The organism is Pseudomonas sp. NFXW11, from assembly GCF_049887815.1.
In the GTDB taxonomy this organism is placed as follows: domain Bacteria; phylum Pseudomonadota; class Gammaproteobacteria; order Pseudomonadales; family Pseudomonadaceae; genus Aquipseudomonas.
Genome location: NZ_JAGEKI010000005.1, coordinates 276581 through 298626 on the forward strand (window position 1 = coordinate 276581; position 22046 = coordinate 298626).

19 protein-coding genes are annotated in these 22046 nt (G+C 62.2%); 4 read left to right on the top strand and 15 right to left on the bottom strand.

The features are described 5' to 3' along the window. Positions 1-3 precede the first annotated feature (3 nt). Positions 4-744 (top strand): uroporphyrinogen-III C-methyltransferase, encoded by a 741-nt coding sequence (gene cobA, locus J4P02_RS10740; protein ID WP_426189880.1) that lies wholly within the window; start codon positions 4-6, stop codon positions 742-744. 78 nt (positions 745-822) lie between these two features. Here cobA and J4P02_RS10745 read toward each other — a convergent pair whose 3' ends face one another. The 8 genes from J4P02_RS10745 to ppsA all read right to left on the bottom strand — a co-directional run bounded on the left by J4P02_RS10745 (position 823) and on the right by ppsA (position 8956). Further along, on the bottom strand, positions 823-1800 hold the full coding sequence (locus J4P02_RS10745) for an OmpA family protein (RefSeq protein ID WP_426189882.1): 978 nt from the start codon (positions 1798-1800) through the stop codon (positions 823-825). Between the two features lie 107 nt (positions 1801-1907). Beyond that, positions 1908-2498 (bottom strand): RNA polymerase sigma factor SigX, encoded by a 591-nt coding sequence (gene sigX / locus J4P02_RS10750; protein ID WP_426189884.1) that lies wholly within the window; start codon positions 2496-2498, stop codon positions 1908-1910. Between the two features lie 87 nt (positions 2499-2585). Beyond that, positions 2586-3410, bottom strand: coding sequence for a mechanosensitive ion channel family protein (locus J4P02_RS10755; protein ID WP_016964357.1), 825 nt, complete (start codon positions 3408-3410; stop codon positions 2586-2588). A gap of 2 nt (positions 3411-3412) precedes the next feature. Beyond that, positions 3413-3658 carry a CrfX protein gene (locus J4P02_RS10760; protein WP_161753291.1) on the bottom strand — a complete coding sequence of 82 codons (246 nt, stop codon included), beginning with the start codon at positions 3656-3658 and terminating at the stop codon, positions 3413-3415. A gap of 63 nt (positions 3659-3721) precedes the next feature. After that, the gene (locus J4P02_RS10765; RefSeq protein ID WP_426189886.1) at positions 3722-4717 is read right to left on the bottom strand and encodes a zinc transporter ZntB; all 996 of its coding nucleotides are present in this window, start codon (positions 4715-4717) and stop codon (positions 3722-3724) included. Positions 4718-4742: 25 nt separating this feature from the next. Then, complete coding sequence (gene rraA, locus J4P02_RS10770) at positions 4743-5234, bottom strand: ribonuclease E activity regulator RraA (RefSeq protein ID WP_011060191.1); 492 nt, start codon at positions 5232-5234, stop codon at positions 4743-4745. Between the two features lie 254 nt (positions 5235-5488). Next, a complete protein-coding gene (locus J4P02_RS10775) occupies positions 5489-6478 on the bottom strand; it encodes an alpha/beta fold hydrolase (protein ID WP_426189889.1) in 990 nt (329 codons plus the stop codon). Positions 6479-6580: 102 nt separating this feature from the next. Further along, complete coding sequence (ppsA, locus tag J4P02_RS10780) at positions 6581-8956, bottom strand: phosphoenolpyruvate synthase (RefSeq protein ID WP_426189891.1); 2376 nt, start codon at positions 8954-8956, stop codon at positions 6581-6583. Positions 8957-9130: 174 nt separating this feature from the next. Here ppsA and ppsR point away from each other — a divergent pair, with 174 nt between their 5' ends. Further along, positions 9131-9949, top strand: a complete 819-nt coding sequence (gene ppsR / locus J4P02_RS10785; protein WP_426189893.1) for a posphoenolpyruvate synthetase regulatory kinase/phosphorylase PpsR — start codon at positions 9131-9133, stop codon at positions 9947-9949. A 48-nt stretch (positions 9950-9997) separates the two neighbouring features. Here the strand turns inward: ppsR and J4P02_RS10790 are convergent, their stop codons facing one another. Further along, positions 9998-11422: a PLP-dependent aminotransferase family protein gene (locus J4P02_RS10790; protein ID WP_426189895.1), complete on the bottom strand. Its 1425-nt coding sequence runs from the start codon at positions 11420-11422 to the stop codon at positions 9998-10000. A gap of 129 nt (positions 11423-11551) precedes the next feature. Here J4P02_RS10790 and J4P02_RS10795 point away from each other — a divergent pair, with 129 nt between their 5' ends. Further along, the gene (locus J4P02_RS10795) at positions 11552-12466 is read left to right on the top strand and encodes a DMT family transporter (RefSeq protein WP_426189996.1); all 915 of its coding nucleotides are present in this window, start codon (positions 11552-11554) and stop codon (positions 12464-12466) included. A 114-nt stretch (positions 12467-12580) separates the two neighbouring features. On the opposite strand, the gene prpD is transcribed toward J4P02_RS10795, so the two are convergent. From prpD to J4P02_RS10825, 6 genes are all read right to left on the bottom strand, one after another. Then, on the bottom strand, positions 12581-14065 hold the full coding sequence (gene prpD / locus J4P02_RS10800) for a 2-methylcitrate dehydratase (RefSeq protein WP_426189897.1): 1485 nt from the start codon (positions 14063-14065) through the stop codon (positions 12581-12583). Between the two features lie 266 nt (positions 14066-14331). Next, a complete protein-coding gene (gene prpF, locus J4P02_RS10805; RefSeq protein ID WP_426189899.1) occupies positions 14332-15522 on the bottom strand; it encodes a 2-methylaconitate cis-trans isomerase PrpF in 1191 nt (396 codons plus the stop codon). Between the two features lie 61 nt (positions 15523-15583). Beyond that, positions 15584-18178, bottom strand: a complete 2595-nt coding sequence (gene acnD / locus J4P02_RS10810; RefSeq protein WP_426189901.1) for a Fe/S-dependent 2-methylisocitrate dehydratase AcnD — start codon at positions 18176-18178, stop codon at positions 15584-15586. Positions 18179-18378: 200 nt separating this feature from the next. Continuing rightward, entirely contained in the window at positions 18379-19506 is a 1128-nt protein-coding gene (gene prpC, locus J4P02_RS10815; protein ID WP_426189903.1) for a bifunctional 2-methylcitrate synthase/citrate synthase, read from the bottom strand. Between the two features lie 115 nt (positions 19507-19621). Next, a complete protein-coding gene (gene prpB / locus J4P02_RS10820) occupies positions 19622-20515 on the bottom strand; it encodes a methylisocitrate lyase (protein ID WP_011060181.1) in 894 nt (297 codons plus the stop codon). Continuing rightward, a complete protein-coding gene (locus J4P02_RS10825; RefSeq protein ID WP_426189906.1) occupies positions 20512-21234 on the bottom strand; it encodes a GntR family transcriptional regulator in 723 nt (240 codons plus the stop codon). Before J4P02_RS10825 ends, prpB begins: the two co-directional genes overlap by 4 nt. Positions 21235-21505: 271 nt before the next feature. Here J4P02_RS10825 and J4P02_RS10830 point away from each other — a divergent pair, with 271 nt between their 5' ends. After that, entirely contained in the window at positions 21506-22042 is a 537-nt protein-coding gene (locus tag J4P02_RS10830; protein WP_426189908.1) for an ATP-dependent zinc protease, read from the top strand. Positions 22043-22046 lie beyond the last annotated feature (4 nt).

The window sequence follows — 22046 nt, forward strand, 5'->3', positions numbered from 1 at the left end:
TCGATGAACGCAAAAGTCTGGCTGGTAGGTGCCGGCCCCGGAGATCCGGAACTCTTGACCCTCAAGGCCGTTCGCGCGCTTGGCGAGGCCGATGTGGTGCTGATCGATGACCTGGTGAACAGCGCTGTGCTTATGCACTGCCCCAAGGCCCGGGTGATAGCGGTGGGCAAGCGCGGCGGCTGCCGCTCCACGCCCCAGGCCTTTATCCATCGCCTGATGTTGCGCTACGCCCGCCAAGGACGCTGCGTGGTACGCCTCAAGGGCGGCGATCCGTGCATTTTCGGCCGCGGTGGCGAGGAAGCCGCCTGGCTGCGCGGACATGGCATCGAGGTGGAGCTGGTCAATGGCATCACCGCCGGCCTGGCCGGCGCCACCAACAGCGATATTCCCCTGACCCTGCGCGGCGTGGCCCGTGGCGTGACCCTGGTCACCGCCCACACCCAGGACGACAGCCCGTTGAACTGGCAGGCGCTGGCGCAAAGTGGCACGACCCTGGTGGTGTATATGGGAGTGGCGAAACTGACAGAAATCGGCGAGCAACTGCTGGCCGGTGGGTTGGCACCGGATACCCCGGTGGCGATGATCGAGAACGCCTCGCTACCCGAACAGCGAGAATGCCGCAGCCACCTGGCGGCCATGCAGCACGATGCCCTGGATTTCCACCTCAAGAGCCCGGCGATTCTGGTGATAGGGGCCGTAGCTGCCTCGGCCTCGACCATCCAGGCTTGTGTGCAGCAGGCCTGAGCCGCGCCCTGCGGAGTGGCAAATTCCAGGCAAAGAAAAACCCGGCCATGGCCGGGTTCTTCCAAGCTACAAGACTAATTACTTAGCTTGGGCTTCAACCGAGGCTTCTACGCGACGGTTAACTGCGCGACCAGCTTCAGTTGCGTTGTCGGCAACTGGGCGGGACTCGCCGTAACCAACGGATTGAACGCGGTTAGCGCCAACACCGTACTGGTTAACCAGAACTTGCTTAACGGCGTTTGCACGACGCTCGGACAGTTTCTGGTTGTAAGCGTCAGGACCTACGGAGTCAGTGTGACCTTCAACCACGGTGGTGGTCTGTGGGTACTGCTTCATGAAGTCAGCCAGGTTCTTGATGTCAGCGTAGCTGTTTGGCTTGACGACCGACTTGTCGAAGTCGAACTTCACGTCCAGCTCAACACGTACAACTTCAGCAACCGGAGCTTCTGGAGCTGGCTCTGGAGCAGGTGCTGGAGCTACTGGAGCTGGAGCAACCTTGCCACCGCTACCACCGAAGTTCACACCCAGACCGATGGTCGGAGCGTAGTCCCACTTGCCGTTGTCCAGCTTGTAGTCAGCTTCGACGCCAGCACGGGCGAACAGGTTGTCGGTGAAGTAGTACTTCACGCCAGCGCCTGCAGTCAGGAAGGTCGACTGGTCGCGGCCGCTGTGACCGTCAGCGATCACGTTGGTCATGCTCTTGTGAGCAACACCGCCGGAAACGTATGGACGCAGAGCGTCACCCACGGTACCAAAGTGGTACTGAGCGTTCAGGCCGAAGTTGTCGCCTTTGATCTTCTGGTTACCAGTACCGTCGTTGGAACGGGTGTGGTTAGTGGTGTCGTAAGTAGCGTTCAACGACAGGTCGTCGGTCAGGAAGTAACCGATCGATGCGCCAGGGTTGAAGCCGTCTTCAACGTGGTTGACGCTGTCGTTGTACTGCTTCTTGTAGAACAGTTCACCCTCGACCGCGCCTTGGCCTTGCGCCAGAACGCCGAACGAAGTCACGGCAACAATAGAACCAATGGCAATGCCCAAGGTGTTTTTCAGTTTCATCCGTTAAATCCCCATCTGGTGATTGTAAAGCAGTCCCACATACCGGGGGACAACTCGGCGGTAAGTCTATCAGAACTCACCTAGACGTAAGAGATATTTGCGCCGAACTAAGTTTCAGCAATGCCTGCAAATTTCTCACGCAATTTATCAAGAGCTCGTTTGTAGCGCATTTTCGTCGCGCTCAACCCCATGTGCATGATGTCCGCTATCTCTTGAAACTCCAGCTCTGCGACAAATCGTAGCACCAGAATTTCCCGGTCAATCGGGTTTACGTGCACCAGCCAACGGTCAAGCCCGCCCTTGTCCTCGGGTTTCGGGGCCTTCTCTTCAGAGGCCTCCTCGAGGGGATCAAGACTTAATGCATCCATCAACCGACGCTTACGCCGCTCCTTGCGATACTGCGTGATGCATTCGTTGTACGTGATGCTATATAGCCATGTCTTGAACTTCGATTTACCCTCAAAGTTCTTAAGGCCATACAACACCTTCAACATCACTTCCTGACAGACATCATCCGCATCCCGATCGTTCCCCAGATAACGTGCACAAACATTAAATAGCGTTCTCTGATAGCGCCGCATCAACTCTTCATAGGCGCGTGTTACGTGAAACAGCTCCGTATGTGAGCGCGCAACCAACTCCTCATCAGAGAGCTCGCGGGGGTCATAGCGCGTAGATAGCGATTGGGCTTTATTCAAAACGAGTCGTGCCGACAGTCAGGTCAATGTCCGCCGCAGCCCGGTGGGGGCATTTTGCGGCGGCATACATTAGCAGGGTTTGCCGGGTTAGCGGCTACTTACATGCTGCTCCAGCAGGATCCGATTGGAGAGTGAGACTAGCTCACCCTCCTCGGTCAGCAATGTAGTTTTAACCGTGCCGATCTCCTCGATCTGGCCTTCGACCTCTCCAACACGCACTTGTTGCCCAACCTGGTACAACTCACGCACATAGATTCCAGCAAGAATCTGCCCGGCAATTTCCCGGCTTCCCAAGCCCATGGCCAACGCAACGGCCAGACCAACGGTAATCAAGACGATGACGATCACATGGTTGAGCAGGTCGGTCTTGACCTCCAACTGGCTGATCGCCACGGAAATACTGATGATGATCACCAGCCCCTGGGCAATGCGCCCCAGGCCGCTGGCGTAATCCAGGCCTACGCCTTCCGCCGCGCCGCGCACCAGGCCATTGGCCAGTTGCGCCAGCAGAACTCCCACCAACAGCACCAGCGCAGCACCGAACACCTTCGGCAAATACAGCGCAAGCATGTCGAGCGTAGCCGAAACTCGCTCAAGGCCAAGGGATTCAGCAGCAGAAACCAGGAAGATCAGCAGCACGAACCAGTAGACGATCTTGCCGATCAGGGTCGAGATCGGTACCTGCAGGCCCGCGCGGGACAGCAATTTGGTCAAGCCAGTACCGCCCATCAGGCGATCCAGGCCCAGCTTGGCCAGCAGTTTTGACAGCAGGGTATCGAGCAGCTTGGCCACCACGAAGCCCAGCAACAGCACCACCAGTGCGCCGAACAGGTTGGGAATGAAGTTCGCTACCTTGGTCCACAAGGCGGTCATCGCCGTGACGAGGCTCTGCGTCCAGAGATCCAGTTCCATATTCAATCAGCCTTATCAGCAGTGCGTGCAGTGGATTTACGGCGGGAAACCGGCGCGATATGCGCCGATCCGTTATTCAGGGCGATCATCAGCGCCGGCAGCCAACGGCCCAGCAGGCTGAACAGATCCCCTGCCCCCACTTGGCGGTTGGCGGTTTTCAGTACGCGGCCCAGGCAGGCATCGTCATCGCGGCTCGATGGCGAGGCTTTGAGCATGTCACGCAAGGACTGTTCAAAAGGATCGTGCATACGCACCTCAGGTGATGTCTGGGAAAGACGCGATCAGATTTATTCGGGTCACATGCCGCATCATCACACCCAACGCAAACGGCGAAACAACCACCATTGCCCCAGGGCCACCGACACCAGCAGCAGGCAGGCGACGATAAAGCCATAGGGGCTGGCGGAAAACGGAATGCCGCCCACGTTGATCCCCAGAAGGCCGGTGATAAAGCTCATGGGCAGGAAGATCCCGGTGATGATACCGAAGCGGTACATGGTGCGGTTCATGCGCACGCTCAAGCGCCGGTCTTCGGCCTCCAGCACAAGCCCCACGCGCTCTCGGGTCAGTTCCAGCTCTTCCAGGTAACGGGTCAGGCTGTTGTGCAATTCGTTCCAGTAGTCACCGTCGTCGACGGCGAACCAGGGCAGTTTTATCCGACTTAACTGCGAGAAGATGTCCCGCTGCGGCGCCAGGAAACGCTTGAGCCCGGCCGCTCGGCGACGGATCTGCAAAACGCTGCCATGTTCCGGGGTATACCGTTCGTCGGAATCCAGCTGCTCTTCCTCACCATCCACCACTTCGGAGAGGTCGCTGACCAGATTCTGCACCTTGTGAGTCAGGTATTCGGCCATGTACAGCAGGAGTTCGGCGCAGGTTTTCGGCCCTTTGCCCTCGGCCAGTTGCACCAGCAGCTCATCGGTAGCCCGCAATGGCCGCAGACGCAGGGAGATCACCCGCTGGGCGGAGGCGAAAATGCGCACCGAGACCATGTCCTCGGGCTCGGCCCCCGGGTTGAGGTTGATACCCCGCAGAAACAGCAGCAGTTCCGAGTCCGGCAAGGCCAGCAGCCGCGGCCGGGTGTTTTCCTCCAGCAGCAGGTCGCAGCTGAACTCGCTCAGGCCGCTGGAACGGCGCAGCCAGGTCTGAGTCTGCGGATGACTGCGATCCCAATGCAGCCACAGGCTTTCATGGGCCTGCAGCTGCAGATCGTCGAGATCAGTCCGGGCAATCGAACGCGCACCGCCTTCACCATCCAGCACCAGGGCGTGCACCAGCCCCCATTGCGCGTTTTCTTCCTCGAACATCCTCATCCCTTGTCAGGTCGCCGGTTTATTCAGGCATTTTCAGTGGGCTTGGCGACACGATCACGCCATTGTTGTCGGCGTAGACATACTCGCCCGGACGGAAAGTCACACCGGCAAAGGTCACCGCCACATTCAGATCGCCGATACCGCGCTTGTCGGTCTTCATCGGATGGCTGGCCAGAGCCTGGACTCCGAGATCGGTCTGGGCGATGACGTCCACATCGCGGATGCAGCCGTAGATCACCAGGCCTTCCCAGCCATTTTTCGCCGCTTTCTCGGCCAGCATGTCGCCCAGCAGCGCACGGCGCAGGGAACCACCGCCATCGACCACCAGCACCTTGCCCTGCCCCTTGAGTTCCACCTGTTCCTTGACCAGCGAATTGTCTTCGAAGCACTTGATGGTGACGATTTCGCCACCAAAGGAATCGCGACCACCGAAGTTGCTGAACATGGGTTCAACCACCTGCACCAGGTCCGGGTAGGCATCGCACAGGTCGGGAGTGAGGTAATGATTCATCGAGAAACTCCTGTAGCAGAAAGAACACGATTGAAGGTGTCGGTGATTCCAGGGACAGCCCGTTGAAAAACGAGCCCGGGCGGCAGATGTTTAACCGGCCTGCCCGGGTAGTTGAGCGGTCTGTCAGGTTTTTCCCGGACAAGACCGCAGAACTGAAAAACGACTCAAAAACCGAATATGACCAGAACAACACAATTCGTCATATATTAGCCGCAAGTGCTATCCAGCGAAATGCCCTGGTCTGCACCCACCCCTCAAACCACGGCCAGCTGTTCGGCGGTTCCAGCCACCAGGGGACTGTGCTGATCCTTGAGCCAGCGCGCCACCAGCGGCCAGACCTCGGCCTGCGCCGGCTTGCTCACCAGCATCTCGACATGGCCGAAATTGCTGCTGAAGCCCTGCTCACGCCCCAGGCAGACAAACTGCTTCTGTTCACTGGCCAGTTGCTCGAACAACTTGCGACAGGCCCAGGTCGGGTCCTGGTGATCACCGGCCGCACTCACCGCCAATGCCGGTACCCGAACCTCGGCCAGGCCGGCCCACCAGTCCTTGTCGGCATCGCCGAAACGGCCGAACAGGCCGTGCCAGCGCATGCTTTCCAGGGCCAGGCCAATGGGCTCGTCCTCCGGCCCGCGCTTGAGCCGCGAACCGGACAGCTGGGCAAAACGCTTGATGATCAAGCGCCCGCCCCACTCCACCAGCGGCACCTTCAGGGGCCAGTAGATACGACTGACCTGGGTGCCGAAGAACGCCGCCGAAGCCACCGCCACCTCACCCAGGTACTGCCCGCCCAGAGCCGCAGCCAGGGTAGTGCCGCCCAGGGAATGGCCGATCCAGTGGGGAATCTGCCCGCTTTGCTCGCGCACGAAGGCGGCAATCGCCGGCAGATCGTAGCGGGCGTAGTCGGCCACCCGGTTCTTGCGGTAATCGGTATTGCGTCGCGACAGGCCGTGGCCGCGCATTTCGGGAATCCACACATCGAAACCGGCGCGCGCCAGGTAGGCCCCCAGGCCAATGCCCTTGGGCGAGAACCAGAAGCGCCGGTTGGAAAAGCTGCCATGCAACAGGACCACGGGCACGCCCCGGGCCTCGGGTTCGTCGGCCAGACCCAGACGGGTGACGGCCAGCTCCACCGAGGAGTCGGGACTGTTGCCGGGTTTCAAGCGATAGACATCTTCGCTGAGGTCGCCTCGACGCTCGGCGCTGATCAAGGCGACGGGAAATAGGTTGCTGCTGCTTTGCATATTCTTCTTGCACAAAAAAGGGCGGCATCCAGAAGAAGCGCGCCCTGCTTGAATCTTCAAGAGCCGGCCAGCCTTGCGAACGACCGGCTCCTGGTTCATCTCTTACGCCGCCCCCTGGCCTTCAGCCAGGAAGAACCAGGTTTCCAGTACCGAATCCGGGTTCAGCGACACGCTTTCGATTCCCTGCTCCATCAGCCACTTGGCCAGGTCCGGATGGTCCGAAGGCCCCTGGCCGCAAATGCCGATGTACTTGCCGGCCTTGTTGCAGGCGGCAATGGCATTGGCCAGCAGCTTCTTGACCGCCGGATTACGCTCGTCGAACAGGTGCGCGATGATCCCCGAGTCACGGTCCAGGCCCAGGGTCAGCTGGGTCAGGTCGTTGGAGCCGATGGAGAAGCCGTCGAAGTACTCGAGGAATTCCTCGGCCAGGATGGCGTTGGAAGGCAGTTCGCACATCATGATCACGCGCAGGCCGTTTTCGCCGCGCTTCAGGCCGTTTTCCGCCAGCAGGTCAACCACTTGGCTGGCCTCGCCGAGGGTACGCACGAACGGCACCATGATTTCCACGTTGGTCAGGCCCATCTCGTTGCGCACGCGCTTGAGGGCGCGGCACTCGAGCTCGAAGCAGTCGCGGAAGGATTCGCTGATGTAACGCGAAGCACCGCGGAAGCCCAGCATCGGGTTCTCTTCTTCCGGCTCGTAGAGCTTGCCGCCGATCAGGTTGGCGTATTCGTTGGACTTGAAGTCCGACAGGCGCACGATGACCTTTTTCGGGGTAAAGGCAGCCGCCAGGGTGCTGATGCCTTCAACCAGCTTGTCGACGTAGAAGTCCACCGGGTCGTGATAGCCGGCAATGCGCTTGTCGACGCTGTCCTTGATTTCCTGCGGCAGCCCGGCGTAGTTCAGCAGCGCCTTGGGGTGCACGCCGATCATGCGGTTGATGATGAATTCCAGGCGGGCCAGGCCCACGCCGGCATTCGGCAGCTGGGCGAAGTCGAAGGCACGATCCGGGTTGCCGACGTTCATCATGATCTTGAACGGCAGCTCCGGCATGGCGTCCACCGAGTTCTGCTTGATGTCGAAGCCCAGTTCGCCTTCGAAAATCAGGCCGGTATCGCCTTCGGCGCAGGAAACGGTGACGCCCTGGCCATCCTTCAGCAACTGGGTGGCGTTGCCGCAACCCACAACCGCAGGAATACCCAGCTCACGGGCAATGATCGCCGCGTGGCAGGTACGCCCGCCACGGTTGGTGACAATGGCGCTGGCGCGCTTCATCACTGGTTCCCAGTCCGGGTCGGTCATGTCGGAAACCAGCACGTCGCCAGCCTGGACCTTGTCCATCTCCGACACGTCCCTGATGATCCGCACCTTGCCGGCGCCGATGCGCTGGCCGATGGCCCGGCCTTCCACCAGCACCTTGCCGGTTTCCTTGAGCAGGTAGCGCTCCATGACATTGGCCTGGGTGCGGCTCTTCACGGTTTCCGGACGGGCCTGCACGATGTACAGCTTGCCGTCGTCACCGTCCTTGGCCCATTCGATGTCCATCGGGCACTGGTAGTGCTTCTCGATGATCATCGCCTGCTTGGCCAGCTCGCTGACTTCGGCGTCGCTCAGGCAGAAACGCGCGCGATCGGCGGCGTCCACGTCCACAGTCTTCACCGAGCGACCGGCCTTGGCCTCGTCGCCGTAGATCATCTTGATCGCCTTGCTGCCCAGGTTGCGGCGCAGGATCGCCGGGCGGCCAGCGGCCAGGGTGTTCTTGTGGACGTAGAATTCATCCGGGTTGACCGCACCCTGGACCACGGTTTCACCCAGGCCGTAGGCGCCGGTGATGAACACCACGTCACGGAAGCCCGATTCGGTATCCAGGGTGAACATCACGCCGGCGGTGCCGGTTTCAGAACGCACCATGCGCTGCACGCCGGCAGACAGGGCCACCAGCTTGTGGTCGAAACCCTGGTGAACGCGGTAGGAAATGGCGCGGTCGTTGAACAAGGAAGCGAACACTTCCTTGGCGGCGCGAATCACGTTGTCCACGCCACGGATATTGAGGAAGGTTTCCTGCTGGCCGGCGAAGGAGGCGTCCGGCAGGTCTTCAGCAGTGGCCGAGGAACGCACGGCCACGGCGATGTCCGGATTGCCCGCCGACAGTGCGGCGAAAGCGGTACGGATTTCGGTATTGAGGCGCTCGGGGAACTCGGCCTCCATGATCCACTGGCGGATCTGTGCGCCGGTCTTGGCCAGGGCGTTCACATCATCGACATCCAACGCGTCGAGCGCGGCATGGATCTGCTCGTTCAGGCCACTGAGCTCAAGAAAATCACGATAAGCCTGAGCTGTCGTGGCGAAGCCACCAGGGACCGATACGCCCGCACCTGCGAGGTTGCTGATCATCTCGCCCAGGGATGCGTTCTTGCCCCCCACATGCTCAACATCGTGTTTGCCGAGCTTATCGAGGGAAACTACGTACTCTACCAAGGTGATCTCTCCACTAACTGTGTTGGAAAAGCTCAGAAACGGGCTGCTCTATGGCAGGTTTGCCCGCTATATGGCCTGGACTTGGAAAATAAGTGAGAATGCGGGCCATTCCCGGCCGACAAATCGCGCCTATCATATCCAAGAATCGTCACTAGCTTAAGGCCCAAGCCGCAAATGAAACGATCTGCTTTCTTTATCTCCGATGGCACCGGTATCACCGCGGAAACCCTAGGCCAGAGCCTTTTGGCGCAGTTCGAAAACATTACCTTCAGCAAATTCACGCGGCCGTACATCGACAGCGTGGAAAAAGCGCGGGCCATGGTACAGCAAATCAATATAGCCGCCGAAAAAGACGGCTACCGGCCCATCATCTTCGACACCATCGTCAATCAGAACATTCGTGAGATCCTCGCCACCTCCAATGGTTTCATGATCGACATCTTCTCCACCTTCCTCGCGCCCCTGGAACAGGAGTTGAGCGAGCATTCCTCCTACTCCGTGGGCAAGTCCCATTCCATTGGCCACAACTCCAACTACATGGAGCGGATCGAGGCGGTGAACTTCGCCCTGGACAACGACGACGGCGCCCGCACCCACTACTACGACAAGGCCGACCTGATCCTGGTGGGCGTGTCGCGCTGCGGCAAGACCCCGACCTGCCTGTATATGGCCATGCAATTCGGCATCCGCGCGGCCAACTACCCGCTGACCGAAGAAGACATGGAGCGCCTGCAACTGCCCAACGCCCTGCGCGCCCACAAGCATAAGCTGTTCGGCCTGACCATCGACCCCGACCGCCTCACCGCGATCCGCAACGAGCGCAAGCCCAACAGCCGCTATTCCAGCTTTGCCCAGTGCGAATTCGAAGTGCGCGAAGTGGAAAACCTGTTCCGTCGCGAAAACATCCCCCACATCAATTCCACGCATTTCTCGGTGGAAGAGATCTCGGCCAAGATCCTCGTGGAAAAAGGCGTGGAACGGCGCTTCAAGTAATCCCTGCAGCGCCGGCGCGGGCCTTGATGCCCCCGCCGGCGCGCTGCCTTACCAATCCGCCACCCCACCCTCCTGCTTCAGGGCCGCAGCCAGCAGGGCAAAGCCTTCGAGCAGCCGCTGATCATCGACGCTGGTGTTGCACACACTGGCCCGAATGAACTGCGGCACCGCCGCCTGGCCCACGGCAAAGGCTTCGGCGGTGGCCACCCAATAGTGCTGGCGCCGCAGTTGCTCTTCGATTTCCGAAGCTCGCCAAGGCTCGGCCACCTTGATCCAGAAATGCGGACAACCGTCCGGACTGCGCCAATCCAACCCCTCCAGCAAGCCCGCCACCCGCCCTTTGCGCCGGGCGATCTCGGCCATCTGCTGCTGGCGCAGACGCTCGGCCAGCCCGCTGGCGATCCACCCGGCGGCCAATTCCAGCGGCAAGGGCGTGGCCATCCAGCAGGTAGCCCGTAGCGCTGCGGCCAAACGTCCCACCAAGGGCTGCGGTGCATGCACAAAACCGACCCGCAGTCCGGCCGCCAGCGCCTTGCTCAGGCCACTGATCAGCAGCGTGCGTTCCGGGGCGAAGTGCGCCAGCGGCGCCGGACGCCGGTCCATCAGCACGGCATGGGTCTCGTCTTCAAGAATCAACAGATTGTGCCGCCGACAGACCTCCACCAGCGCCTCCCGACGCGCCACCGGCTGCACCGTGGCCGTCGGGTTCTGCAAGGTCGGCGTGCAATACAGCGCGCTGATCCGGTGCTGCTGGCAGGCTTCGTCCAGCGCCTGGGGCAGCAAGCCCTGCTCATCCATGGGCAAGCCCACAAGCTTGATACCCAGCATCCGCGCAGTGCTGATCAGGCCCGGATACGTCAGCTGTTCGGTGGCCAAGGTATCCCCGGCCTTGAGCAGCGCCAGCAGGGCGACATGCAATCCGTGCTGGGCACCATTGACGCACAGCACCTGCGCGGGATCGGCCACCAGCCCCTCCTGGGTCAGCCAGTGCGCGCCCGCTTCACGGTAGCGCGCCAACCCGGCCTCGGGGCCATAGCGGCTGATCTGCTGCAGCGCATGGGCATCCTCCGCCAGGGCCCGCAGGCTCTGGGCGATAAATCGCGTTTCCTGCCCGGGGATATGGGTATTGCGGCTCATGTCGAACATCTGCGGCATTTCGTCGCCGACATTGCGAAACCCGGCATCGCGCTGGCGCTGCAGGCCGTCCTGACGCACATAGGTGCCATCCCCCACCCGCGCCACCACCTGCCCCAGGCGCTCCAGTTCGGCGTAGGCGCGGCTGATGGTGCCAATGGTCACGCCCAACTGATCCGCCAACAGGCGATGGGGCGGCAGCTTGCTGCCAGCCGCCAGCGCCCCCTCCTCGATGGCTTTGTCCAGGGCCGCGGCCAGCCGCTTGTACTTGGCGCCCAGGCCTTTTTGCAAGGCGGAACGCAATATTGACACCGTGTCAATACTTACTTTGACAGCCATCATTTCCCTCAATAACGTGCGCAAAAGGTTCAATTACCGGAAATGGCTCGCTCACTATAGGAGTCAATGACCCAACACGGAAGGAAGGCCAGCGTGAGCATCCGCACCGCCGCACCCGCTACCCAGGCAATGCCGCGCCACTGGCTCGGCAGCTTGCTGACCTGCACCCTGTTCCTGATTGTCTGCCTGAGCTGGGGCACCACCTGGCTGGGGATCAAGATCGCCGTGGAAAGCGTGCCACCGCTGACCGCCGCCGGGTTGCGCTTCCTGATTGCCTTCCCGCTGTTCGCCTGCTTTGCCTGGCTGCGTCGCGAGCCCCTGATGTTTCCCAAGAGCCATCGGGGCTTCCTGCTGTTCGTCACCCTGTGCTACTTCAGCCTGCCCTACACCCTGCTCAACTACGGCGAGGTGCATGTTTCTTCCGGCCTGACCGCACTGCTGTTCAGTTGCATGCCGGTATTTATCCTGATTTTTTCCGCCTTGCTGCTGCGGCAGAAGATTCACCTGGGGCAATTGCTCGGTATCGCCATCGGCTTCGCCAGCCTGTTGCAGATCATTCGCGGCCAAGGCTTGCTCAGCGACCACAACGAACTCTCGGGGGTATTGGCGATTCTCGGCGCAGCACTGCTGCATGCGCTGTGCTACGTGGTCACCAAGAAACACGGCGGCGCCATCAGCGTGATCACCTACAACGCCCTGCCGATCGGCATCGCCGGCCTGCTGCTGTGCCTGGCCGGGCTCTGGCTGGAAACCCCGGACTTTGCCGCCATCAGCCCGCGCTCCTGGGGCGCCCTGCTGTACCTGGGGCTGGCCGCCTCGGTAGGCGGATTCATCGTCTATTTTTTCCTGCTCAAGCGCCTGAACCCAGTGGTGCTGTCCTTTGTGTTCATCATCTTCCCGGTGTTCGCGGTAATCATCGGTGCCTGGTACGAAGGCCAGAGCCTGTCTCGCGACCTGCTGCTGTATTCCACCACCCTGCTCGGCGGCTTCGCCATCAGCAAATTGCCCCTGGACAAATGGCTGTCCAGAAACGATGGCCAATAGACTCTGTAGGAGCGAGCTTGCTCGCGATGCTTCTCGGAACGCCAGGTTCGCCCGGCAAGCCAGCGTCATCGTTGACGATCATCGCGAGCGAGCTCGCTCCTACAAGGGTGGGTTTCAGATCACCAGCAGGTCGACGAAGCGGTGTACCGGAGTGGCCTCCAGGCCTGCCTGGTCCTTGCACAGCTGGAAAATCTGCGCCGAGCGCTGGGCCGTGAAGCGCGTGGCCAGGTTGGCCTTGAACTTGTCTTCCAGCAACGGGATGCCCTCGGCACGGCGGCGCCGATGGCCAATGGGGTATTCCACCGCCACCTGCTCGGTGCTGGAGCCGTCCTTGAAGAACACCTGGATCGCGTTGGCAATCGAGCGCTTGTCGGCCTCCAGGTATTCACGGGTGTAACGCGGCTCCTCGACGATCTGCATCTTCTCGCGCAACTGATCGATGATCGGGTGCGCTGCATGGAAGTCGTCCTCATAGTGCTCGGCCACCAGGGTGCCGAACACCAGGGGCACGGCGGTCATGTACTGCAGGCAATGATCGCGGTCAGCGGCATTGGCCAGGGGGCCGACCTTGGAAATAATGCGGATCGCCGACTCATGGGTGGTGATGAGGATACGGTCGATGTCATCCAGGCGATCGCGCACCAACGGGTGCAGGGTCACGGCCGCCTCGCAGGCGGTTTGCGCATGGAACTCCGCCGGGAAACTGATCTTGAACAGCACGTTTTCCATCACGTAGCTGGCGTATTTCTGCGGCAGGCTAAATTGCCGCTGGCCCTCTGGCTTGAGCGCCAGATCCTTGTTGGTATGGCTGAACAGCACGTCATAGAACCCCCACTGCGGCGCACTCAGCACCCCGGGAATACCCATCTCGCCACGCAAGGCGATATCCGCCAGGCGCACCCCACGACTGGAGGCATCCCCCGCCGCCCAGGACTTGCGCGAACCGGCATTCGGCGCGTGCCGATAGGTGCGCAGCGCCTGGCCGTCGACAAAGGCCTGGGACAGCGCCGCCAGCAACTGCTCGCGATTGGCCCCCATCAGCTTGGCGCAGACCGCCGTAGACGCCACTTTCACCAGCAGCACATGGTCGAGCCCGACCCGGTTGAAGGAGTTTTCCAGGGCCAGCACACCCTGGATCTCGTGGGCCATGACCATGGCCTTGAGCACATCGCCCATGGTCAGCGCTACCTCGCCATTGGCCACGCGCTTTTGCGACAGGTGATCGGCCACCGCCAGAATGCCGCCGAGGTTGTCCGAAGGGTGCCCCCATTCGGCCGCGAGCCAGGTGTCGTTGTAGTCCAGCCAGCGCACGATGCAGCCGATGTCCCAGGCCGCCTTGACCGGGTCCAGCCGATAGCTGGTGCCAGGCACCCGCGCACCATGGGGCACCACTGTGCCTTCGACGATCGGCCCCAGATGCTTGGTGCATTCGGGGAAACGCAGGGCCAGCAGGCCACAGCCCAGGGTGTCCATCAGGCAATTGCGCGCAGTGTCGAGGGCTTCCCGGGAATCGATGGAATAACCCAGGACGTAGTCGGCGATGTCCTGCAGTACCTGGTCGTAATCGGGGCGGTTGTTCAGGTCAACGTTGCTGCTCATAAGCGATGCACTCCAGTAACGGCTTGTAGGTGGGTGGTTTCCTCAGTCACAGGTTCAGGTCAATAACGGCATCGCAGGTCTGCGCCTGCTCAGCAATTCACTATGTATGAGTGGCGAGGGAGCTTGCTCCCGCTGGGCGGCACAGCCGCCCCAAAGGCGAGCCGCGCGTTGCAGCAGGTAAGGCGTTACGCACGCTACTCACCGGAGCGCCGGCCGGCCGAGCGGGAGCAAGCTCCCTCGCCACGGCCAGCCCCCAGCTTTTCTTTCTAGAAACTATCGCCAGGCACCCGCACCCAGCCCTCCATCAGCACCCGTGCGCTGCGGCTCATGATGGCCTTGACCACTGTCCACTCGGCGCCGTTCTGGGTGGCTTCGGCGCCCACCCGCAAGGTGCCCGAAGGATGGCCGAAACGCACCGCGCTACGTGCCCCGCCACCAGCGGCGAGGTTGACCAGGGTGCCCGGAATCGCCGCCGCGGTGCCAATCGCCACTGCGGCGGTGCCCATCATCGCGTGGTGCAGCTTGCCCATGGACAGGGCGCGCACCAGCAGGTCGACGTCTCCGGCCTTGATCGCCTTGCCGCTGGACGCCTGGTAGTCCGCAGGCGCGGCGACAAAGGCCACCTTTGGCGTGTGCTGGCGCTGGGCAGCTTGATCCAGGTGCTGGATCAGGCCCATGCGCAGGGCGCCGTGGGCACGGATGCTCTCGAACATCGCCAGGGCCTTGGGGTCGCCATTGATATCGCCCTGCAGCTCGGTGCCGCGATAACCGATGTCCGCCGCATTGATAAAGATGGTGGGAATCCCGGCGTTGATCAGGGTCGCCTTGAAGGTGCCGACACCCGGCACTTCCAGGTCGTCCACCAGGTTGCCGGTGGGGAACATCGAACCGCCGGCGCCCTCCTCCTCGGCCGCGGGGTCAAGGAATTCCAGCTGCACTTCGGCGGCCGGGAAGGTCACCCCATCCAGCTCGAAATCGCCGGTCTCCTGCACCGCGCCCTCGGTGATCGGCACGTGGGCGATGATGCTCTTGCCGATATTGGCCTGCCAGATACGCACCACCGCCACGCCGTTGCGGGGAATCCGGCTGGGGTCCACCAAGCCACTGCTGATGGCGAAGGAGCCCACCGCTGCCGAGAGGTTGCCGCAGTTGCCGCTCCAGTCGACGAAGGCCTTGTCGATGGCCACCTGGCCAAACAGGTAGTCGACGTCGTGGTCGGCCTTGATGCTCTTGGACAGGATCACCGTCTTGCTGGTGCTGGAGGTGGCGCCGCCCATGCCGTCGATCTGCTTGTCATAGGGATCGGGGCTGCCGATCACCCGCAACAGCAGGGCATCGCGAGCCGCGCCCGGCAGTTGCGCCGCCTCGGGCAGGTCCTGCAGGTTGAAGAACACACCCTTGCTGGTGCCGCCCCGCATGTAGGTGGCGGGAATCTTGATTTGCGCTACGAATGCCATGAATTTCAGGTCCCGATAATGACCGCGGGCGGCGCCTTGAGGCCCGCCCGCGGTACGTCACTTAACTGGCTACTGCCGATTCCAGGAAGTCCTGGGCGAAACGTTGCAACACCCCGCCGGCCTCGTAGATCGACACCTCTTCGGCGGTGTCGAGGCGGCAGGTCACCGGCACTTCAAGGCGCTCGCCATTGCGGCGGTTGATCACCAGGGTCAACTGCGCCCGTGGCGTACGCGCGCCGACTACGTCGTAGGTCTCGGTGCCGTCGATGCCCAGGGTCTTGCGGTCGGTGCCGGGCAGGAACTCCAGGGGCAACACGCCCATGCCCACCAGGTTGGTGCGGTGGATGCGCTCGAAGCCTTCGGCAGCGATGGCTTCCACCCCCGCCAGACGCACGCCCTTGGCCGCCCAGTCGCGGGACGATCCCTGGCCGTAGTCGCCGCCGGCGATGATGATCAGCGGCTGCTTGCGCTGCATGTAGGTTTCGATGGCTTCCCACATCCGCGTGACCTGGCCTTCCGGCTCGATCCGCGCCAGGGAACCCTGCTTGACCTTGCCGTTTTCCTGGACCATTTCGTTGAACAGTTTCGGGTTGGCAAAGGTGGCGCGCTGGGCGGTCAGGTGGTCGCCACGGTGGGTGGCGTAGGAGTTGAAGTCCTCCTCCGGCAGGCCCATTTTCGCCAGGTACTCACCGGCCGCGCTGTCCAGCATGATGGCGTTGGACGGCGACAGGTGGTCGGTGGTGATGTTGTCCGGCAGCACTGCCAGCGGGCGCATCCCGGTCAGGCTGCGCTCACCGGCCAGAGCCCCTTCCCAGTACGGCGGACGGCGGATATAGGTGCTTTGCGGGCGCCAGTCGTACAGCGGTTCGACTTTCGGGCCGGTGTCTTCATGCACGGCGAACATCGGAATGTACACCTGGCGGAACTGCTCCGGCTTGACCGCGGCCTTGACCACCGCATCGATTTCCTCGTCGCTCGGCCAGATGTCCTTGAGGCGGATTTCCCGACCGCTGGCGTCCAGGCCCAGCACGTCCTTCTCGATATCGAAACGGATGGTGCCGGCGATGGCGTAAGCCACCACCAGGGGCGGCGAAGCCAGGAACGCCTGCTTGGCGTAAGGGTGGATACGCCCGTCGAAGTTGCGGTTGCCCGAGAGCACTGCGGTGGCGTACAGGTCGCGGTCGATGATCTCTTTCTGGATCACCGGGTCCAGGGCACCGGACATGCCGTTGCAGGTGGTGCAGGCGAAGGCCACCACACCAAAGCCCAGCTGCTCCAGCTCATGCCCCAGGCCGGCCTCTTCCAGGTACATGGCCACGGTTTTCGAACCCGGGGCCAGGGACGACTTGACCCAGGGCTTGCGGGTCAGGCCCAGCCGGTTGGCATTGCGTGCCAGCAGGCCAGCGGCGATCACATTGCGCGGGTTGCTGGTGTTGGTGCAGCTGGTGATGGCGGCGATGATCGTCGCGCCGTCGGGCATCTGCCCCGGAGTTTGTGACCACTGCCCGGCAATGCCCTTGGCCGCCAGGTCGCTGGTGGCGACCCGGGCGTGGGGGTTGCTCGGCCCGGCCATATTGCGCACCACCGACGACAAGTCGAACTGCAGGCCACGCGGGTAACGGGCGTGCTTCAGGCTGTCGGCCCAGAGGCCGGTGTGCTTGGCGTAGCTTTCCACCAGGCGCACTTGCTGGTCTTCACGGCCGGTGAGCTTGAGGTAATCGATGGTCTGCTGGTCGATGTAGAACATCGCCGCGGTGGCGCCGTATTCCGGGGCCATGTTGGAGATGGTGGCACGGTCGCCCAGGGTCAGCGCCGCCGCGCCTGCACCGAAGAACTCCAGCCAGGCCCCCACCACCTTCTGCTTGCGCAGGAACTCGGTCAGCGCCAGCACCATGTCGGTGGCGGTGATCCCCGGTTGCAGCTTGCCGGTGAGCTCGACGCCGACGATTTCCGGCAGGCGCATCCAGGAGGCGCGGCCAAGCATGACGTTCTCGGCTTCCAGGCCGCCCACGCCGATGGCGATCACCCCCAGGGCGTCCACATGCGGGGTATGGCTGTCGGTGCCGACGCAGGTATCAGGGAAGGCCACGCCATCGCGCACCTGGATCACCGGCGACATTTTCTCCAGGTTGATCTGGTGCATGATGCCGTTGCCCGGCGGAATCACGTCGACGTTCTTGAAGGCCTTCTTGGTCCAGTTGATGAAGTGGAAACGGTCTTCGTTGCGCCGGTCTTCGATGGCGCGGTTCTTGTCGAAGGCATCCGGGTCGAAGCCACCGCACTCCACGGCCAGGGAGTGGTCGACGATCAACTGGGTCGGCACCACCGGGTTGACCAGCGCCGGGTCACCGCCCTGGTCGGCAATGGCGTCGCGCAGGCCGGCCAGGTCCACCAGCGCGGTCTGGCCGAGAATGTCGTGGCACACCACGCGGGCCGGGAACCAGGGGAAATCCAGGTCATCGCGGCGTTCGATCAGTTGCATCAGCGAGGCATCGAGGGTCGCCGGGTCGCAGCGCCGCACCAGGTTTTCCGCCAGTACCCGGGCGGTATAGGGCAGGCCGTCGTAAGCACCGGGCTGCAGGGCCTCGACCGCCGCACGGGCGTCGAAATAGTCCAGCTGGCTGCCGGGCAGCGTCTTGCGAAATTCAGTGTTCATGGTCAGGACTCGGTCACGGTAGTTTCGAAGGGAGCGCCCGGCACTGTGTTGAATGGACACCTGTTCCTGGTAGGAGCGAGCTTGCTCGCGATGACTGAATCGGCTCCAACATCGACTTCAGCTGATCCAGCGCGATCGCGAGCAAGCTCGCTCCTACAGGTTCGTGGTGCATTCAAGCCACGGTGCTGGCGCCCTCCTGGTCAGCGACGTTCGATTGGCACGAACTTGCGCTGTTCGACGCCGGTGTACTCGGCGCTGGGTCGGATGATGCGGTTGTTGGCACGCTGCTCGAACACGTGGGCGGCCCAGCCGGTCAGGCGCGAGCAGACGAAGATCGGCGTGAACAGCTTGGTCGGAATGCCCATGAAGTGGTAAGCCGAGGCATGGTAGAAGTCGGCGTTGGGGAACAGCTTCTTCTGTTCCCACATGGTCTTGTCGATGGCTTCGGAAACCGGGAACAGCACCTGGTCGCCGACCTCGTCGGAGAGCTTTTTCGACCAGCCCTTGATCACCTCGTTGCGCGGGTCGGACTCTTTGTAGATGGCATGGCCGAAGCCCATGATCTTGTCCTTGCGCTCGAGCATCCGCAGCAGTTCGGCGGTAGCCTCCTCTGGGTTGCTGAAGCGCTCGATCAGTTCCATTGCCGCTTCGTTGGCACCGCCATGCAGCGGGCCGCGCAGCGAGCCGATGGCCGCGGTGACGCAGGAGTACAGGTCAGACAGGGTCGAGGCACAGACCCGGGCGGTGAAGGTGGAAGCGTTGAACTCGTGTTCGGCGTAGAGGATCAGCGACACGTTCATCACCTTCACGTGCAGCTCGCTGGGCTTCTTGCCATGCAGCAGGTGCAGGAAGTGGCCGCCGATGGACGGCTCGTCGCTGACGCACTTGATGCGCACGCCGTCATGGCTGAAGCGGTACCAGTAGCACATGATCGCCGGGAAGGCCGCCAGCAGGCGGTCGGTCACGTCGTGCTGCTGGGAGAAGTCTTTCTCCGGCTCGATATTGCCGAGGAACGAGCAGCCGGTGCGCATCACATCCATCGGATGGGCCTGGGCCGGAATGCGCTCCAGCACTTCCTTCAGTGCCTGGGGCAGATCCCGCAGCTTGCTCAGCTTGGCGCTGTAGGCGTCCAGTTGTTCCTGGGTCGGCAGCTCGCCGTAGAGCAGCAGGTAGGCGATTTCCTCGAACTGCGCATCGGCCGCCAGTTCGCGCACGTCATAGCCGCGATAGGTCAGCCCGGCACCGGCCTGGCCCACGGTGGACAGCGCGGTCTGGCCGGCCACCTGGCCGCGCAGACCTGCGCCACTCAATACTTTTGCTTCGGCCATTGCTCTCTCCAATCTTGAATTTGTTAGGGACTTGGCAACTTCACGGGTCGGGGCTCCCCCGACACTGTAGGAGCGAGCTTGCTCGCGATCTGGACTCACTCCCACAAGAACTGATTCAGCCTTTCTTCTGCGCGAACAAGGCGTCGAGCTTCTGCTCGAAGCTGTGGTAGTCGATGCGCTCGTACAACTCCATGCGGGTTTGCATGGTGTCGATCACGTTTTGCTGGGTGCCGTCACGACGGATCGCGGTGTAGACGTTTTCCGCCGCCTTGTTCATGGCGCGGAACGCCGACAGCGGGTACAGCACCAGGGAAACATCCACGGATTTCAACTGTTCGGTGGTGTACAGCGGGGTGGCGCCAAACTCGGTGATATTGGCCAGGATCGGCGCTTTCACCCGGTCGGCGAAGATCTTGTACATCTCAAGCTCGGTGATGGCTTCCGGGAACACCATGTCGGCGCCCGCCTCGATGCACGCCGCAGCGCGCTCCAGGGCCGACTCCAGGCCCTCCACCGCCAGGGCGTCGGTGCGCGCCATGATCACGAAGCTGTCGTCGGTGCGGGCATCCACCGCGGCCTTGATGCGGTCGACCATTTCCTGCTGGGAAACGATTTCCTTGTTGGGCCGGTGGCCGCAACGCTTGGCGCCCACCTGGTCTTCGATATGGATCGCCGCGGCGCCGAACTTGATCATCGACTTGACCGTACGCGCCACGTTGAAGGCCGAGGAACCGAAGCCGGTGTCCACGTCCACCAGCAGCGGCAGGTCGCAGACATCGGTGATGCGCCGCACATCGGTCAGCACATCGTCGAGGCCGGTGATGCCCAGGTCCGGCACGCCGAGGGAACCGGCGGCGACCCCGCCACCGGACAGGTAGATGGCCTTGAAACCGGCGCGCTTGGCCAGCAGGGCGTGGTTGGCGTTGATCGCACCGACCACTTGCAACGGCTGTTCACTGGCGACCGCATCGCGGAAACGCTGGCCTGGAGTGCTCTTGTTGGAACTCATGACTCACCTCGTGGAGTGGCTGTCGGATGGGCGCTGTCCTGGTAGTGACGCGCAATATTGCGTTTCGAGGCGCCGATGTGGCGGCGCATCAACAACTCGGCCAGTTCGCCGTCGCGATCGGCAATGGCGTCGAGAATCCGGTGGTGTTCGGCAAAGGCCTGGTGCGGGCGGTTGGGGGTCGCGGAAAACTGGATGCGGTACATGCGCACCAGTTGATACAGCTCGCCGCAGAGCATTTGCGTAAGGGTGCGGTTGCCCGCGCCCTGGATGATCCGGTAGTGGAAGTCGAAATCCCCTTCCTGCTGGTAATAGCCCACCCCGGCCTGGAACGCCGCGTCGCGCTCGTGGGTGTCCAGCACCCGGCGAAGCTCGTCGATTTCCTCGGTGGTCATGCGCTCCGCCGCCAGGCGACAGGCCATGCCCTCCAGGGATTCACGGATTTCGTAGAGCTCGATCAGCTCGGCATGGCTCAGGGACACCACCCGGGCCCCGACATGGGGCACCCGCACCAGCAGGCGCTGGCCTTCCAGGCGGTGGATGGCCTCGCGCAGCGGGCCGCGGCTAATGCCGTAGGTACGCGCCAGCTCCGGCTCGGAGATCTTGCTGCCCGGGGCAATCTCGCCCTTGACGATGGCGGCCTGGATGCGTCGGAAGACGTTTTCGGACAAGGTCTCGGAATCGTCCTGGGCCGGCAGCGGATGTTCCAGTTGATCCAGCATATTGTCGACACCTTGAAAATCAATATGGCGAAAACTAGCCAATCGCCCTTTAACAGTCAAAGGAAAAATGGAGATTGTCGACAATCGTCTAATAACTCTCTCGCCGCCAAACGAGACGAAAGGCCCGCCCCCGGCGCTGGCGCCATAAAACCAGCATGCTAGAATGCCGCCCGCATTGGCCTGTCATCTATTTATGGCAAGCACACGAGGGAGCTTGCGCAGCAATGCCGGTCGCCTTGAACTGAAGAACCCATGTCACCCGTCAGGATCTATGAGACTCAAGGCCCTTCTCCCACTGCTCTGCCTGCTGATGCTTCCCGCCATCGGCAACGCCGCCGGCAAGACCGTCTACGGCTTGAATGAATACGCGAACCTGGCAGGCATCGACCTGGAGGTCGCCGCCAAGCTCGACACCGGGGCCAAGACCGCTTCCCTGAGTGCCCGCGACATCAAGCGCTTCAAGCGCGACGGCGAATCCTGGGTGCGTTTCTACCTGGCCATCGACACCGCCCACTCCCACCCCATCGAGCGGCCCCTGGCCCGGGTCAGCAAGATCAAGCGCCGCGCCGGCGACTATGACCCCGATGAGGACAAGAACTACACCGCACGGCCGGTCATCGCCCTGGATGTATGCATGGGCAGCGCCCTGCGCAGCATCGAAGTGAACTTGACCGACCGCAGCACCTTCCAATACCCGCTGCTGATCGGCTCCGAAGCCCTGAAACGCTTCGACGCGCTGGTCGACCCCAGTCTCAAATACGCTGCCGGCAAACCCGCCTGCGCCACTGACGCTTATTCCGCAGAGTAATTCC

Coding starts and splice junctions, on each gene's coding strand:
- ppsR (WP_426189893.1), top strand. CDS start 9,131: ATGAAACGATCTGCTTTCTTTATCTCCGATGGCACCGGTATCACCGCG.
- acnD (WP_426189901.1), bottom strand. CDS start 18,178: ATGAACACTGAATTTCGCAAGACGCTGCCCGGCAGCCAGCTGGACTAT.
- prpD (WP_426189897.1), bottom strand. CDS start 14,065: ATGAGCAGCAACGTTGACCTGAACAACCGCCCCGATTACGACCAGGTA.
- J4P02_RS10760 (WP_161753291.1), bottom strand. CDS start 3,658: ATGCACGATCCTTTTGAACAGTCCTTGCGTGACATGCTCAAAGCCTCG.
- J4P02_RS10825 (WP_426189906.1), bottom strand. CDS start 21,234: ATGCTGGATCAACTGGAACATCCGCTGCCGGCCCAGGACGATTCCGAG.
- J4P02_RS10830 (WP_426189908.1), top strand. CDS start 21,506: ATGAGACTCAAGGCCCTTCTCCCACTGCTCTGCCTGCTGATGCTTCCC.
- J4P02_RS10745 (WP_426189882.1), bottom strand. CDS start 1,800: ATGAAACTGAAAAACACCTTGGGCATTGCCATTGGTTCTATTGTTGCC.
- prpF (WP_426189899.1), bottom strand. CDS start 15,522: ATGGCATTCGTAGCGCAAATCAAGATTCCCGCCACCTACATGCGGGGC.
- prpB (WP_011060181.1), bottom strand. CDS start 20,515: ATGAGTTCCAACAAGAGCACTCCAGGCCAGCGTTTCCGCGATGCGGTC.
- J4P02_RS10755 (WP_016964357.1), bottom strand. CDS start 3,410: ATGGAACTGGATCTCTGGACGCAGAGCCTCGTCACGGCGATGACCGCC.
- cobA (WP_426189880.1), top strand. CDS start 4: ATGAACGCAAAAGTCTGGCTGGTAGGTGCCGGCCCCGGAGATCCGGAA.
- J4P02_RS10775 (WP_426189889.1), bottom strand. CDS start 6,478: ATGCAAAGCAGCAGCAACCTATTTCCCGTCGCCTTGATCAGCGCCGAG.
- J4P02_RS10765 (WP_426189886.1), bottom strand. CDS start 4,717: ATGTTCGAGGAAGAAAACGCGCAATGGGGGCTGGTGCACGCCCTGGTG.
- prpC (WP_426189903.1), bottom strand. CDS start 19,506: ATGGCCGAAGCAAAAGTATTGAGTGGCGCAGGTCTGCGCGGCCAGGTG.
- rraA (WP_011060191.1), bottom strand. CDS start 5,234: ATGAATCATTACCTCACTCCCGACCTGTGCGATGCCTACCCGGACCTG.
- J4P02_RS10795 (WP_426189996.1), top strand. CDS start 11,552: ATGCCGCGCCACTGGCTCGGCAGCTTGCTGACCTGCACCCTGTTCCTG.
- J4P02_RS10790 (WP_426189895.1), bottom strand. CDS start 11,422: ATGGCTGTCAAAGTAAGTATTGACACGGTGTCAATATTGCGTTCCGCC.